The sequence below is a fragment of the Pantoea sp. YU22 genome, assembly GCF_003970755.1.
Lineage (GTDB): Bacteria > Pseudomonadota > Gammaproteobacteria > Enterobacterales > Enterobacteriaceae > Pantoea > Pantoea piersonii.
The window spans coordinates 1-12,920 of the sequence record NZ_RYDU01000022.1; the positions used below are offsets into that span (position 1 = coordinate 1).

Here is a 12,920-nt window from a genome sequence, read left to right on the forward strand (position 1 = left end):
ACATCCTCAAAGTTGCCGGTAGCAAAGAGTGAACGAATGGTATTTTTGACATCTTCGTCATTAACCGTATCGCCAACGCGTACCGGCATGCTCAGCAGAGCTGCGCCGACGGCGACTCGCTGCAGCCCTTCGAAATGAATATCCTTTACCACAAAATCGTCTGCGCACCAGGCAACTGAGCTGTTCAGCATAATTAAGGCAACAATGGTTTTTTTCATTAATATCTTAAAGCCTGTTTTATTTTCAAATAACGTAAAAGTTTTCTCAGGCGATAAGTAATAAATTATATTTACTAATCGCTGACGCGGCCCCGATTACTCACGCTAACAGACAGGTTTTACCTACTAAGATTCAATGACAAAAGAGGCATTTTCTGTTCTTTTACACAAAAATAGAAAATGATAACGGATTAATTAAATATGGCTTACATAAGGCGCCTCCTTATTCCCCCAGGCCTGATGAAATACGCTTAACCTTATAATAAAAAGGTCGTTTAATCCTGTTTCCGACACGAGAGGCTCTTGTGTAGTCAGTTTAAATAAAGCGTTTAAATTTAGCTTCTGCTTACCAGCAACGCCTGGCATACCCGATCAGGCGGTTGAGGTTTTATTTACCGTCTTTATAGAAATTGTCTCTTGCGTTATAGCCTTCGTCCTTACCGTACAATCCGACGGCCCTTTGGTATCCGAGAATAGCCCCGATTACCCATCAGAGGGCCAGTTTGTCCCTGTAACTGAAGAAAAGGTCTATGCGCAAAAGTCTGGATGCTTCTGTATTTTTTATTATGTTTTTTATTTGCGCCATCTGGGGTTCTCAACAGGTCGCAATAAAGATGGTTGAGCAATATGTTTCGCCCATGCTGCAGCTATCCCTTCGATCAGGACTCTCTGCACTGATCGTTTTTATTCTGTTTAATCGTCGGGATGGGATCACCCTTCACCTGAAAGCGCCTGGCGTCGCTTTCTCAGGATTATGCGCTGGACTGCTGTTTGCTCTGGAATTTTTTATGGTTGCGCTGGGAATACCTAAAACCTCTACCGGGCATATTACGCTGTTTCTCTACACCGCCCCGCTGTTCACCGCGGTCGGCCTGCATTTTTTGGTTCGCGATGAGAGAATGACGCGGCTGCAATGGTCAGGAATAATCGTTGCGTTCGCAGGTATTGCCGTAGCCGTGCAGTTTTCTTTTGCCGATCGCTCTGCGACAGCAGGCGATCTCTTCGCTCTGGCTGCCGGTCTCTCCTGGGGCATATCCAGCATTATTATTCGCACCTCTCAGCTGTCTACCCTGCCGCCTGCCTGCACACTTTTTTATCAGCTGACCATCACCAGCCTTATGCTGGCCCTGGCTGCGTGTTTCACGCATGAAACACGCTTTATTCTGAACGCGGCAGTGCTGCTCAGCCTGGCGTACCAGACGATTATCGTGTCTGTAATCAGCTATCTGTGCTGGTTCACCTTATTACGCTATTATCACGTCTCATCGCTGGGCACGCTGATCCTTCTGACGCCGGTCATGGGCATTGCAGCCGGGGCGGTATCCCTCGGAGAGACGCTGCAATCCAGTTTTCTAACCGGCTCGGTACTTATTCTTTCCGGTCTGATGCTAACGCGCCTTGGGCGAGAGAATCACCGCCTCAGAGAGAGCCCTACGTCATACACAGGCAAATGAGCATGAGCAACATCCCGGCAAAGAATAACCACCAGCGCTCTGTACGGAGTGAGGAACAACCGGCTGTTTCCTGTGATTTTATTTCAGATATAGACAATATTGCCGGTAAGCAGGCTGCTGCTAAGCCTGAAATAAGCGTAGGGATTATCCTCTGGCCGGAATTTCCACTATTAGCGCTGGCAGGCCTTATCGATGCACTGCGCCATGCGGCGGATTTTGGCGATAATAGCCAGAAAACGCGATGCTCATGGTATGTGATGAGTCATTATCCAGCCGAACCGGTTCTGGCAAGCTCAGGGACCTCTGTTCAGCCTGATGGCCCTTTTCGGTCTCCTGCTGAGTTTACTTATATTGCCGTTATTGGCGGTCTGCTGCGGAGCCTTAAAAATGGCCATTCTGCCGGTCGGGACTATTTGCATCATGCCAGACAGAAGGGCATCCCGCTTATTGGCATCTGTACCGGCAGCTTTATTCTTGCCGAAGAGGGGTGGCTGGACTCTCGCAGGGCCGCCATTCACCCCTACCATATAGCGGATTTCCGTAGATTGTATCCGGCGGTTTATGCTGAAACAGGTCATGATTTCATTGATGAAGGCGATATCCTGACCTGCTCCGGCGGGATTTCAACGATCAGTCTCGCTACTGAACTTATCCGTCGACATTGCGGCCCGGATCGCGCGACAAAAGCTATTCATCAGATATCTATACCAAACAAAATTGATGACACTGCGATATCCGTAGCCAGAGCGATCGGTTTCACCAGGGTCAGTGACCCTCGCCTGCGCAGCGCGGTTTTTTTAATTGAAAAATCGCTGGTAAAACAGATATCGACGGCCTGGCTGGCCGCGGAAGTTCATATCAGCCCTCGTCATCTGACTCGCCTGTTTCATGAAGAATTTGGTAAATCGCCGCAAGAGTTTATTCGCGCCACGCGTCTCAAATATGCCAGCTGGTTGTTGAAGAACTCGACTGAAACTATTACTGAAATTGCACTAAGAACCGGGTTCAGTGATTGCGCGCATTTTATACGGAATTTTCAGAAAGAGTATGGTTGTACGCCTGGCCGCTATCGCACGCTTTAAACGGGCGTTTACGCAGGGTGGCAGAGAGAAGCGCGCATATAACGCGCGTCGTTTAACAGCTTACACATAAGCCCAAACGAGGAAACAGAGCCCGGCAAGCTGTCTGCCGGACAGTTTATTCAGAAATAAAGGATAAGTGGGCCTGGTATTTGAGCAGCTTACTAGCCGTTGTAAAAACCCGTTCCGCCTGGCGTTTTGCCACCGGTCAAAACACCAGTCACTTTAGTGCGTTACACCCTCAGACGGCTGCCAGAGATGCACGCCGTTACGCCCGCCGCGCTTGACCTGGTAAAGCGCCTCATCGGCGTGACGCAGCCAGCTGTGGATCGAATCCACTTTGCTGGCGGGCGCGATGCCGATACTGACGGTGCAGGAGAAATCAGCCGAGGCGGGAAGGCGAAGCTGCGAGATGCGGGTCTGCAGGGTTTTCGCCAGCGCCAGGATTGCCGCCTCCTGAGCATCGCGCACGATAACGCACAGCTCATCACCGCCGAAGCGCGCCGGAATATCCTCAATGCCTACACCGTCGCGCAGCAGCGCGGAGATCTCTGCCAGTAAAAAATCTCCCGCCTCATGGCCAAAGTTGTCATTTACCGCCTTGAAATGGTCCACATCGATAAGCATCAGCCAGGCGGCGCTTTCTCCACGACGGGTACGTAGAAACTCGCTCTCCAGACGACGCTCAAACAGCCGTCGGTTAGGGATCTTTAGCCCAGGATCCATCAGCGCGATGCGCTCCAGCTCGCGATTCTTCAGGCGCAGATTCAGCGTCAGGTTATAAGAAACCACGCTCAGTGCCAGCAGATAGAAAGTGGCAAGCGGCAACGTCAGCCAGACCGTTCGCGTACTGAAGTTCATATTGATCGGCGCCCCTTGCAGCGCCCACACCAGCACAAAGGCGACCAGAAAAGCCTGCAGCGCGGCGATAAGCTGCGCCCAGCCGCCCGCCGCGTAGCGATCCGCCACCAGAATCGCCATGATCACGAACGATGGCAATGGGCTAAGCGCCATCATCGCCACCCAGACGCCGCCAAAGGCAGCGTCCAGCGTCAGGTTAATGCGCTCGCGCCCGGTCGGGTCGTCAGAAGCAAGCGCCAGCCGCCAGGCCATCCAGGGCCAGAAAAAAGCGTTGACGAAAAGCAGCGCGCAGACGCTAAGGCCCTTCCCCGACTCCATTAACACCGAGAGGATGGGATAAAAGCAGAGAATGGTGCCCAACTGTCGCATAGCAAACATACGCCTGACGAACCGGGTCGAGCGTAACTTCAAATGCCTGTCATCAGGAGAGTAATAATTCATTAAATCAGTAAGAAGCGGCGGGATGGATAGCGCAGTTTATCGGTAATTGATTTAAAGCGGTGAATTTTTTTAGGAATTTTCGTCTTGCATCTTTATTTTCGCCTAAAAATTACTTTCGCAATTAATAATCTTTTTGCCTGAACATCCTCGTCGTTATTCTCAGCGCAGAAAACCTTTCCCGCATTCGTTATTACCTCTTTCAGCTGAGAAAACTTAGTCTGATTTCTTTTTCCCCGGGAAATCAAAGATGAAAATGCTAGCTTTAACGCTGTGCCTGACCGCTTTTGCCAGCCAGGCGGCGGATACCGAACTGATAGTTGGCGATCAAAAGGGCAATGCGCGCGCCGTCATGGAAGCAGCGGGAGAACTCAGCCATCTGTCCTATGAAGTGAAATGGTATGAGTTTCCTAACGCCGCGCCGCTGCTGGAATCGCTTAACGCCAGCCATCTGGATGCCGGTCTGGTGGGCGACGGCCCGCTGTCGTTTGCCGTCGCGTCGGGCGCCCCCCTTAAAGCCATACAGGCATCGCAATATCTGGGCAATGCCATCATTGTAAAAAAAGGCAGCAGCATTAAAAGCGCCGCCGATCTGAAAGGTAAAAAGATTGCCACGGTGAAAGGCTCCTCCGGACAAAACCTGGTTTTTAATGCCCTGAACAACGCGCACTTGCCTGCCGACAGCGTGCAGTTTGTCTTTACCACGCCTGCCGAAGCGACGCTGGCGCTGGATAGCGGCGCGGTAGACGCAGTCGCTACATGGGAGCCTTATGTCTCTTTTGCTGTCGCCCAGTCCGGGGCGGTCATTGCGGTAGATGGCGATGCCTTCCCGGTATCCAGTTACCTGGTAGCGACCGATCGCGCCATTGCGGATAAACGTACAGCGCTACAGGATTTTCGGCAGCGGCTGATTCGCGCGCGCGAATGGGGCATAGCCCATCCGCAGGCGTATGCAGAGGGCATCGCGAAGCTGCTGCGCCTGCCGGATGCGGTGGCGCTGAACAAGGTGAAGCGCGAGAACAACGCGCCGCTAAGCGATGTGGCGACGGTGCAGCAGCGCCAGCAGGCCGCTATCGACACCTTTGCCCAAAGTGGCCTGATCAAACTCGGGCTAAGAGCCGACGCGATGATCGACGCCAGCTTTTTTCGCCAGCCTTAAGGAGAGAAAATAATGATGAATATCGCGCTCTATCTTGATGCAGGCATCCACCAGGGCGGCTGGCGTCACCCTGAGGCCGTCTCCAGCGGCGGCACGAACTGGCCGCTGTTTCGCCGCATCGCCCAACAGGCTGAAGCCGCAAAGCTTGATATGATTTTTGTCGCAGACAAGCTGGCGATTGACGATATCTACGGCGGCGACCTCAGCGCCACGGTGCGCAGCCGCCCGCAGGGCTGGTCGGAACCGCTGACGCTGCTTGCCGCGCTCGCGGCGGTGACTGACCGCATCGGCCTGGGCGGCACCGTTTCTTCTTCCTATTCGCTGCCCTACACTACCGCGCGGCAGCTGGCGAATATCGACCACCTCAGCGGCGGACGCGCGGCGTGGAACCTGGTCACCTCGGTCAGCGACGCCGAAGCGCGCAATTTTGGCCGTGACAGTCACTATTCCCACGCCGAGCGCTACGCGCGCGCCGCTGAGTTTATTACGCTGATGAAAAAGCTGTGGGACAGCTTTGACGATGACGCCATCGTGATCGACAAAGCCAACGCGCTATTCGCCCGGCCCGATGGCTTTCGCTATCTCAACCACCATGAAACCTTCTTTGATGTGCGCGGGCCGCTCAATATCCCGCGTCCGCCTCAGGGCTATCCGGTCGTGATCCAGGCGGGCGTATCCGAAGCGTTTATCGATCTGGCGGCGCAGCACGCCGAGGTCCTGTTCGTGGTGCAGCCGGATCAGCAGCGCGCGCGGCGTTTTTACCAGACGCTGAAAAGCAAAGCGCAGCAGTACGGCCGTACGCCGGATCGGCTGCGCGTTCTGCCTGGCATCGTGCCGGTGCTGGCGGAAACGCGCGCCGCGGCACAGGAGAAAGATCGCTATCTTAAGTCGCTGATCACCGTTGAATCGGCGCTGAGCTTTATGTCCGCCAGCATGAATCATGACCTGGCGCAGTATCCCCTGGATAAGCCAGCGCCGGATCTGCGCGATATTATCACCGGCAGCAAAGGGCGCTTCCAGTATGTGATTGCGCAGGCGCTTGAAGAGAAGCTGACGCTGGGCGAGATGGCGGTTCGCTATGCAGAAAGCCTCTCCTTTCCTTCACCGGTCGGCACGCCGGATGATGTGGCGGCAATGATGATCGCGTGGTATCACAGCGGCGCGTGCGACGGCTTCGTCGTACTGCCGACCTATCTGGAAGCGAGCGGCAATCTGTTTCTTGAGGAAGTGGTGCCGCGTTTACAGCGCGCCGGGGTCTTCCGCACGACCTATCCAGAAGGCACGCTGCGCGACACCCTGGGGCTGGCGCGTCCGGAGAATGGGCTGAGGTGAGTTTTTAACAGAAGTGTAAATCGGCTATCGCCGCTGATGCTGGCATGTTAAATAAGGCTTTTTTTATCGGGAGTCAGGCATGACAGCATACTTACTGGTTTCACTGATGGCGCTTTGCGTCGCGCTGGGTTTCTTAATCGTGGGCGTTAAGCGCCAGCAGAAAAATCTGCTGACGCGCGCGGGTGTCTATGCCGTTGTGGCAGTGGCGGTGCTTATTTATGGCGTGGCGATGGGCTAGTTAAGCAGGTTGGCATAAATCTCGAAATTCTCTTCATCGAAGCAGACAATTTTAACCTCCTCCAGCGCCGGGTTATCCGCCAGCGCGTCGCGAATCGCCTCCAGGGCGATTTCGGCCGCTCTTTTCTTCGGAAAACGGTAGATGCCAGTACTGATGCTGGGAAAAGCAATCGTCTTGATATCGTGCTGCTGCGCCAGCCTGAAACAGCTCTGATAGGCGCGCTTCAGCAGTTCAGCCTCGTTCTGACTGCCTCCGTTCCATACCGGACCGACAGTGTGAATGACGTAGCGCGCAGGCAGTTTTCCTGCGGTGGTGATCACCGCGTCGCCGGTATGGCAGCCGCCCTGGCGGTTACGGATGATTTTACACTCCTCCACTATTTCCGGCCCGCCGGCGCGATGAATCGCGCCGTCCACACCGCCGCCGCCGAGCAGCGAACTGTTCGCTGCGTTAACGATGGCGTCCGCGTTGATTTTGGTGATATCGCCAGCCACCAGCGTGATCTTCTCTTGCATCTTTCGCTCCTTGTCCTTTTCCTTAAGTCTAGTCGCGTCAGATAAAAGAAGATGTGAACAAACGCCAGCGTTACTGTGTCGGCAACGAGTAGCGCGACAGGGGCGCGATTTGACCGATAAGTTTGTTGTCCAGCATATAGTGGGCAAAAGCCTGATAGCGTGCCTCATCCAACCTGCCGGCGTCGCTGGCGAAAAGCGGCAGCGTCGCCTGCCAGGCCTGGTGATTAAGCGGCGTATTCAGCTCCGGATAAGCCTTAATAAAAGCCTGCCAGACCGCTTCAGGATGCGCGCGCAAATAAGCTACGCCCTCGTTCAGCCCATGCAGAAACTTGCCGATACGCGGGTCGGTCGCCGCCGTACCAGCGTTCGCCAGTACGATCAGTTCGTCATAGGCGGGAACGCCATGCTCTTCCGGTTTAAACGTCAGGGTCTCTGCGCCCTGCTGCCTGAGTTCCAGCAGCTCATAATTGCGATAGATGGTCATCGCGCCGTCGATTTTATGGCTGAGCAGCGCCGAGGCGGCATCCATATTCAGATTGATCAGCTTAACCTTGTCTACATCTACGCCTGCCGATTTGAGCATGGTCTGAATAGCGACATCTTCAAATCCCGGAATGGCGTAACCAAGCGTTTTCCCCTCGAAATCCCTGAGCGTATGGATATGGCTGCTTTTAAGCGTGGTAAGCGTATTAAGCGGCTGGCCGATTAGCGTACCGACGCGGATCACCGGTACTCCTTTATCCACCAGCGTATAGAGCTGCGGCTGGTAGCTTACGGCGAGATCGGCCTTGCCTGCCGCCAGCAGCAGCGGCACTGAGGCGGAATCCGCTGGCGCGATCATCTCCACATCCAGTCCCTGACGCGCAAAGGCACCACTCTCTTTGGCGGCGAAGATCGCCGCATGATTAGGGTTAACGAACCAGTCGAGCAGCAGGCGCACCTTCTGCGCCGCCTGAGCGGGCGCGGCCGCAGCCATCAGCAGCGCAACCAGCATCAGCATTACTTTTTTCACAATGATTCCTTATGCAGAGTAGAGAAAACGACGGCGCAGCAGTGCGACGCCGCCCGATAACAGCAGCGCCAGCAGCATTAACAGCGCCAGTGCGGCAAAACTGAGCGGCGTCTCCAGCCGCGCGCTGGCATGCATCATCAGGTAGCCGAGCCCTTCGCTCGCGCCGACCCATTCGCCAATCACCACGCCGACCGGCGCGAGAATGGCTGCCATTTGCAGACCGGAAAAAAAGTGCGGCAGCGCCGCGGGCCAGCGCACATGCAGGAACTGTCGCAGCCGCGAGCGGTTCATCGTCTGCGCCAGCTCCAGCCAGCCGGGCGGCGTGCGGCAAAGTCCGTCAAACAGCGACAGGCAGAGTGGGAAAAAGATAATCAGCGCGGCGACCACCACTTTCGACGCGACGCCGAAACCGAGCCACAGCACCAGCAGCGGCGCCAGCGCAAAGACGGGAATGGTCTGGCTGGCGGCGACCAGCGGAAACAGCAGACGGCGCAGCAGCGGACTGGCGGACATCACAATCGCCAGCGCCACGCCAGCGCCGCCGCCCAGCAGCAGCGCCAGCGCGATCTCTCCGAGCGTATAGAGCGCGTGATGCATCAGCAGCCCATGCTGCTGAAGCAGCGCCTGCCCCACCGACTGAGGCGAAGGCAGCAGAAAAGCGGGTACGCCGCTGTGGCGTGCCAGTTGCCATACGCCGCCGATCACCGCCAGCAGGTAGGCCAGGCTTAAAATACGATGTTTAATCATGACTGAGCTGTTGAAAAAGCTGGCTCTGCGCCTGCAATACCGCGCCATCCTGCGCAGCGCGCGGCACATCGCCGTCGGGTGCGGAAAAGGCGCGACAGCGCAGCGGCGCGTCATCCAGCAGGTAGATATCATGCGCAAGGCGACACGCCTCAAGCGGATCGTGTGTGACTAACAGCAACGTTTTGTCGCGTAACACGCGGGCGGTCAGGCTTTGCAGCCGCAGCTTGGTCATGACGTCGAGCGTGGCGAACGGCTCGTCCATCAGCACCACCGGACGATCCTGATAGAGCGTGCGCGCCAGCGCGACGCGCTGCCGCATCCCGCCGGAGAGCGAGTCGGGGCGCGCGTCGCCCAGCCCGGCCAGCTCGACCTGCGCCAGCAGCGCCTCAGCGCGCTTATGGTCGGGACGCTGACCATTGAGCCGCGCGGAGAGTGTTACGTTGTCGCGTACCGACAGCCAGGGATAGAGCTCGTCGCGCTGCCCCATCCAGGCGATGTGCTGCGACAGATCGCCCGCCAGCGAGCTGCTTATCCGTCCCTGCTGGGGCGTTAAAAGCCCCGCCGCCAGCCGCAGCAGCGTGCTTTTACCTGCGCCGCTGCGCCCCAGCAGCGCGCTGGTTTTTCCACCGCGCAGCGCCAGGCTAAAACGCTCGCAGATCGGCTTGCTGTTCCAGCCAAACGTTACCGCTTCAAAAGCGATGTCGGGGCCGTGCGGCATCATGCTCATCCCTGGTTCGCCGCGATGATCGCCAGCGGCATGACGCCGCGCTGCGCCAGCACCGACGCCGCTTTCGCCGCGCGAATGCCGCTGGCGCACACCAGCACTACGCGCCGACCGGCGGGGGGTTGCCACGCGTCTATCGCCTCCGGCAGGATGCGCTCAACCTGCGCCGCCACGCTGTGCGGCGCTTCCTCGCGGCTGCGCAGCTCGACGATACAATCGTCCGCCTGCAGCAGGTCGCGGTCGATAAAAGGAATGAGGGGCTGCGTCGGCTCCTGCGCGTCGTCAAAGCGAAAGGCGCGGAAATGCCACTGGGTAAAGTCGCAGTTCACCAGGCTGCCGAGCGGCGACGGCGTTAATCCCAGCAGCACGCTGAGCGCCATCTGCGCCTGCATCGCGCCCAGTGTCGCCACCGCCGGTCCCATTACGCCAGCGGTGTTGCAGTTAGCGGCAGAGGTGGGGAGCTGTGGAAACAGAGCGCGATAGCCAGGCGCGCTGCCGCAAAAACCGCCGACATAGCCCTGCCGACCCAGCACCGAGGCGCTGATCAGCGGAATATGGCGCGGCTGACAGGCGTCGGACAAGGTGTAGGTCACGGCGAAGCTGTCCGCCGCGTCGATCGCCAGGTCGATCCCCTCGAGCGCTCTGGCGACCGTACTGGCACGCAGCGCCTGCTGTCGCGCCTCGGTTACGCAATCGCGGTTGCGCTCGTTCAGCGCGCGCGCGGCGCACAGCGCTTTTGGCTGGCCGACATCGGCGGTGGTAAAAAGCGTCTGACGATGTAAATTGTGCAGCTCTACTGCGTCGTCGTCCCAGATGCGCAGATAGCCGACGCCCGCACCCGCCAGCAGCGGCAGCAGCGTCGATCCCAGCCCGCCTGCGCCCACCACCAGCACGCGCGCGGTGCGGAGCCGCTGCTGCCCCGCTTCGCCGATCTCTGGCAGCATCTGCTGCCGCTGATAACGATTCATTCTCTTGTCCCGTTAGCTAAACTGCGCCAGGCCAAACACCGGCGTCGAGGCAGCGGCCATTTCGCGCCGCTCCATCAGTCCCGCCTGGTGCGCCGCCTGTCCCGCGCGGATTGCGCCCGCAAAGGCACCCGCCATCGCCACCGGATCCTGTGCTTTCGCGACGGCGGTATTGAGCAGGATGGCGTCGAATCCCAGTTCCATCGCCTGCGCCGCCTGGCTCGGTGCGCCAATACCCGCGTCGATCACCAGCGGCACGTCTTTAAACCAGGCGCGGAAGCTGCGTAACCCTTCGATATTGCGCAAGCCCTGACCGGATCCAATAGGCGCACCCCAGGGCATCAGCACCTCGCATCCCGCTTCCAGCAGTTTTTCACCGACGATCAGATCCTCAGTGGTATAGGGAAAGACCTGAAAGCCGTCCGCACAGAGAATGCGCGCCGCCTCGACCAGCGCAAAGGGATCGGGTTGCAGCGTGTCGGCGTTGCCGATCACCTCCAGCTTTATCCACGGCGTGTCGAAGAGTTCACGCGCCATATAAGCGGTGGTCACCGCCTCTTTGACGCTGTGGCAGCCAGCGGTGTTGGGCAGCACGCGGCGGTTGAGCTGGCTGAGCAGATCGCGAAACGCGCCGCCCTGACTCCCTTCCCGCCGCAGGCTGACGGTAATGATTTCGGCATCGGCGGCGCAGATCGCCTGCTGCAGAATATCGGGCGACGGATAGCCGGCGGTGCCGAGCAGAAAGCGCGAGCGGGGAACAAAGCCGTAAAACATGGTTCAGCCTCCCTGCATCGGCGACAGCACTTCCAGCCGACATCCCGCTTCCAGCCGCTGGCTCTCATACTGCGAGCGCGGCAAAAACTGGCCGTTAAAGGCGCTGGCGACGCAGGCGGCGTCGATTTTTCGCTCCTGCAGCAGCGCCGCGACATTCGCCGCTTCGGTTTCCACTGGCTGACCGTTGAGTTCAATTTGCATGGTTCGACTCCTGACTAAGCAGTTGCATTAGCTGCTGCGCCATGGCGGGCGCAAGTAAAAAACCGTGGCGGTACATGCCGTTAAGCGAGAAGACGCCGTCACGGTAGCGCACTTCCGGCACGTTATGACGGTAGGCGGGACGCCGACCCGTACCGCTCTCGACAATGCGCGCTTCCGCCAGCGCCGGGTGAATCGCCCAGGCGGCGCCGAGCAGCTCCATCATGGCGCGGGCGCTGATCGGGCTGGCGTCGTCGCTCTCAACCATGGTCGCGCCGAGCATAAAATGCCCGTCGGCACGCGGCACCAGATAGCAGGGAAAGCGCGGATGCAGCAGCCGGATCGGCCGGTAAAAACGGAGTTCTTTACACTGCAGGATCAGCATCTCGCCGCGTACCGCGCGCAGTTCCGGCTGGCGATCGACGGCGTGAATCCCGCGACAGTCGATAAGGGTCCCGGCGGGTTTGCCGGCGTGAAAGGCGACGCCGCGCGCCTCAAGGCTGGCACGCAGTTGCCGCAGCGCGTCGCGCGGATTGAGATGCGCTTCATCGGGGAAAAACAGGCCGCGCGCAAAGCGTCCCGCCAGTTCAGGCTCAAGCTGCGCGGGATCGGCCCACTGGTGCTGGCGCGTCATGCGGGCGAAGCGCGTCAGCTCCGCCGCGTCGCGCGGCGACGCCACCACCAGCGTGCCCTGATGCGCGACGTCGTCAACCCGTTGCGACCACCACTCCGCGGCGCGCTGTCCCAGTTCGACGACCTGTTCAGGCGCGCTCTCCCCTTCGCAGAAAGGCGCCAGCATCCCGCCCGCCCAGTGCGACGCGGGCGTCTGGTCGCTGACGATCACCTCAACCGTTTCGCCCTGTTCAGCCAGCAGCGTGGCGACGCATAATCCGGCGACGCCGCTGCCGATCACAGACCAGCGGCTCATGGCGCGCACCTGACAAAGTAAGCTTTTTGAAAAAGATAACGATTCACGCAGGCCTCGATGTTGACGACCCGTGATACGTGAAGGGAAAAAGCGTGAGCAAAGGAGGTAAGCTCGCGCGGCAGGCATCTCAAAGGGGAAAGCATCAGTGAGATACGAGTCTTCCTACGCCAGTATCAACTGGGTCAGGTTCAAAGGGTCGCTAAACCGCGCGCTGCGCTATTAGCCTCTCAGTCTCTCTGGCGAGACTCCCCCGACGGCCATTAGTTGTAGGGCAACTG

At 58.2% G+C, this 12,920-nt stretch carries 15 protein-coding genes and 1 riboswitch; of the genes, 5 read left to right on the plus strand and 10 right to left on the minus strand.

Translation table 11 applies throughout. The features are described 5' to 3' along the window. The coding region (locus EKL29_RS20555) for a hypothetical protein (protein ID WP_148104579.1) at nt 1-224 on the minus strand (224 nt) is incomplete at its 3' end. Between the two features lie 524 nt (nt 225-748). Between EKL29_RS20555 and EKL29_RS20560 the strand changes: the two genes are divergently transcribed. Both EKL29_RS20560 and EKL29_RS20565 read left to right on the plus strand, forming a co-directional pair. Continuing rightward, complete coding sequence (locus tag EKL29_RS20560) at nt 749-1,672, plus strand: DMT family transporter (protein WP_126690553.1); 924 nt, start codon at nt 749-751, stop codon at nt 1,670-1,672. Between the two features lie 2 nt (nt 1,673-1,674). Beyond that, the gene (locus EKL29_RS20565) at nt 1,675-2,754 is read left to right on the plus strand and encodes a GlxA family transcriptional regulator (protein ID WP_126690554.1); all 1,080 of its coding nucleotides are present in this window, start codon (nt 1,675-1,677) and stop codon (nt 2,752-2,754) included. 222 nt (nt 2,755-2,976) lie between these two features. On the opposite strand, the gene EKL29_RS20570 is transcribed toward EKL29_RS20565, so the two are convergent. Beyond that, on the minus strand, nt 2,977-4,053 hold the full coding sequence (locus EKL29_RS20570; protein ID WP_126690555.1) for a diguanylate cyclase: 1,077 nt from the start codon (nt 4,051-4,053) through the stop codon (nt 2,977-2,979). A 247-nt stretch (nt 4,054-4,300) separates the two neighbouring features. Between EKL29_RS20570 and EKL29_RS20575 the strand changes: the two genes are divergently transcribed. The 3 genes from EKL29_RS20575 (at nt 4,301) to EKL29_RS23155 (ending at nt 6,779) form a co-directional block, all read left to right on the plus strand. Continuing rightward, complete coding sequence (locus EKL29_RS20575; RefSeq protein ID WP_126690556.1) at nt 4,301-5,209, plus strand: ABC transporter substrate-binding protein; 909 nt, start codon at nt 4,301-4,303, stop codon at nt 5,207-5,209. Between the two features lie 12 nt (nt 5,210-5,221). Further along, nucleotides 5,222-6,541, plus strand: coding sequence for an NtaA/DmoA family FMN-dependent monooxygenase (locus EKL29_RS20580; protein WP_120458336.1), 1,320 nt, complete (start codon nt 5,222-5,224; stop codon nt 6,539-6,541). 79 nt (nt 6,542-6,620) lie between these two features. After that, nucleotides 6,621-6,779 carry a hypothetical protein gene (locus EKL29_RS23155; protein WP_158591298.1) on the plus strand — a complete coding sequence of 53 codons (159 nt, stop codon included), beginning with the start codon at nt 6,621-6,623 and terminating at the stop codon, nt 6,777-6,779. Here EKL29_RS23155 and EKL29_RS20585 read toward each other — a convergent pair. From EKL29_RS20585 to EKL29_RS20620, 8 genes are all read right to left on the minus strand, one after another. Further along, nucleotides 6,776-7,294, minus strand: a complete 519-nt coding sequence (locus tag EKL29_RS20585) for an O-acetyl-ADP-ribose deacetylase (RefSeq protein WP_126690557.1) — start codon at nt 7,292-7,294, stop codon at nt 6,776-6,778. The genes EKL29_RS23155 and EKL29_RS20585 overlap by 4 nt on opposite strands. A 70-nt stretch (nt 7,295-7,364) precedes the next feature. Then, the gene (locus EKL29_RS20590; RefSeq protein WP_126690558.1) at nt 7,365-8,306 is read right to left on the minus strand and encodes an ABC transporter substrate-binding protein; all 942 of its coding nucleotides are present in this window, start codon (nt 8,304-8,306) and stop codon (nt 7,365-7,367) included. Between the two features lie 9 nt (nt 8,307-8,315). Next, entirely contained in the window at nt 8,316-9,053 is a 738-nt protein-coding gene (locus EKL29_RS20595; RefSeq protein WP_126690559.1) for an ABC transporter permease, read from the minus strand. After that, on the minus strand, nt 9,046-9,774 hold the full coding sequence (locus EKL29_RS20600; protein ID WP_311779051.1) for an ATP-binding cassette domain-containing protein: 729 nt from the start codon (nt 9,772-9,774) through the stop codon (nt 9,046-9,048). Before EKL29_RS20600 ends, EKL29_RS20595 begins: the two co-directional genes overlap by 8 nt. A gap of 2 nt (nt 9,775-9,776) precedes the next feature. Continuing rightward, nucleotides 9,777-10,745, minus strand: a complete 969-nt coding sequence (locus tag EKL29_RS20605) for a HesA/MoeB/ThiF family protein (RefSeq protein WP_126690560.1) — start codon at nt 10,743-10,745, stop codon at nt 9,777-9,779. Nucleotides 10,746-10,757: 12 nt separating this feature from the next. Further along, nucleotides 10,758-11,516: a thiazole synthase gene (locus tag EKL29_RS20610; protein WP_120458331.1), complete on the minus strand. Its 759-nt coding sequence runs from the start codon at nt 11,514-11,516 to the stop codon at nt 10,758-10,760. 3 nt (nt 11,517-11,519) lie between these two features. After that, nucleotides 11,520-11,717 (minus strand): sulfur carrier protein ThiS, encoded by a 198-nt coding sequence (gene thiS / locus EKL29_RS20615; protein ID WP_120458330.1) that lies wholly within the window; start codon nt 11,715-11,717, stop codon nt 11,520-11,522. Next, nucleotides 11,707-12,642 carry an FAD-dependent oxidoreductase gene (locus tag EKL29_RS20620; protein ID WP_126690561.1) on the minus strand — a complete coding sequence of 312 codons (936 nt, stop codon included), beginning with the start codon at nt 12,640-12,642 and terminating at the stop codon, nt 11,707-11,709. Before EKL29_RS20620 ends, thiS begins: the two co-directional genes overlap by 11 nt. A gap of 142 nt (nt 12,643-12,784) precedes the next feature. Then, nucleotides 12,785-12,904: riboswitch (TPP riboswitch) on the minus strand. Between the last annotated feature and the right edge of the window lie 16 nt (nt 12,905-12,920).

What these genes read in the sequence shown, in the direction of transcription:
- EKL29_RS20560 (WP_126690553.1), top strand. Translation starts at nt 749, where the DNA reads ATGCGCAAAAGTCTGGATGCTTCTGTATTTTTTATTATGTTTTTTATT.
- EKL29_RS20565 (WP_126690554.1), top strand. Translation starts at nt 1,675, where the DNA reads ATGAGCAACATCCCGGCAAAGAATAACCACCAGCGCTCTGTACGGAGT.
- EKL29_RS20570 (WP_126690555.1), bottom strand. Translation starts at nt 4,053, where the DNA reads ATGAATTATTACTCTCCTGATGACAGGCATTTGAAGTTACGCTCGACC.
- EKL29_RS20575 (WP_126690556.1), top strand. Translation starts at nt 4,301, where the DNA reads ATGAAAATGCTAGCTTTAACGCTGTGCCTGACCGCTTTTGCCAGCCAG.
- EKL29_RS20580 (WP_120458336.1), top strand. Translation starts at nt 5,222, where the DNA reads ATGATGAATATCGCGCTCTATCTTGATGCAGGCATCCACCAGGGCGGC.
- EKL29_RS23155 (WP_158591298.1), top strand. Translation starts at nt 6,621, where the DNA reads ATGACAGCATACTTACTGGTTTCACTGATGGCGCTTTGCGTCGCGCTG.
- EKL29_RS20585 (WP_126690557.1), bottom strand. Translation starts at nt 7,294, where the DNA reads ATGCAAGAGAAGATCACGCTGGTGGCTGGCGATATCACCAAAATCAAC.
- EKL29_RS20595 (WP_126690559.1), bottom strand. Translation starts at nt 9,053, where the DNA reads ATGATTAAACATCGTATTTTAAGCCTGGCCTACCTGCTGGCGGTGATC.
- EKL29_RS20600 (WP_311779051.1), bottom strand. Translation starts at nt 9,774, where the DNA reads ATGATGCCGCACGGCCCCGACATCGCTTTTGAAGCGGTAACGTTTGGC.
- EKL29_RS20605 (WP_126690560.1), bottom strand. Translation starts at nt 10,745, where the DNA reads ATGAATCGTTATCAGCGGCAGCAGATGCTGCCAGAGATCGGCGAAGCG.
- EKL29_RS20610 (WP_120458331.1), bottom strand. Translation starts at nt 11,516, where the DNA reads ATGTTTTACGGCTTTGTTCCCCGCTCGCGCTTTCTGCTCGGCACCGCC.
- thiS (WP_120458330.1), bottom strand. Translation starts at nt 11,717, where the DNA reads ATGCAAATTGAACTCAACGGTCAGCCAGTGGAAACCGAAGCGGCGAAT.
- EKL29_RS20620 (WP_126690561.1), bottom strand. Translation starts at nt 12,642, where the DNA reads ATGAGCCGCTGGTCTGTGATCGGCAGCGGCGTCGCCGGATTATGCGTC.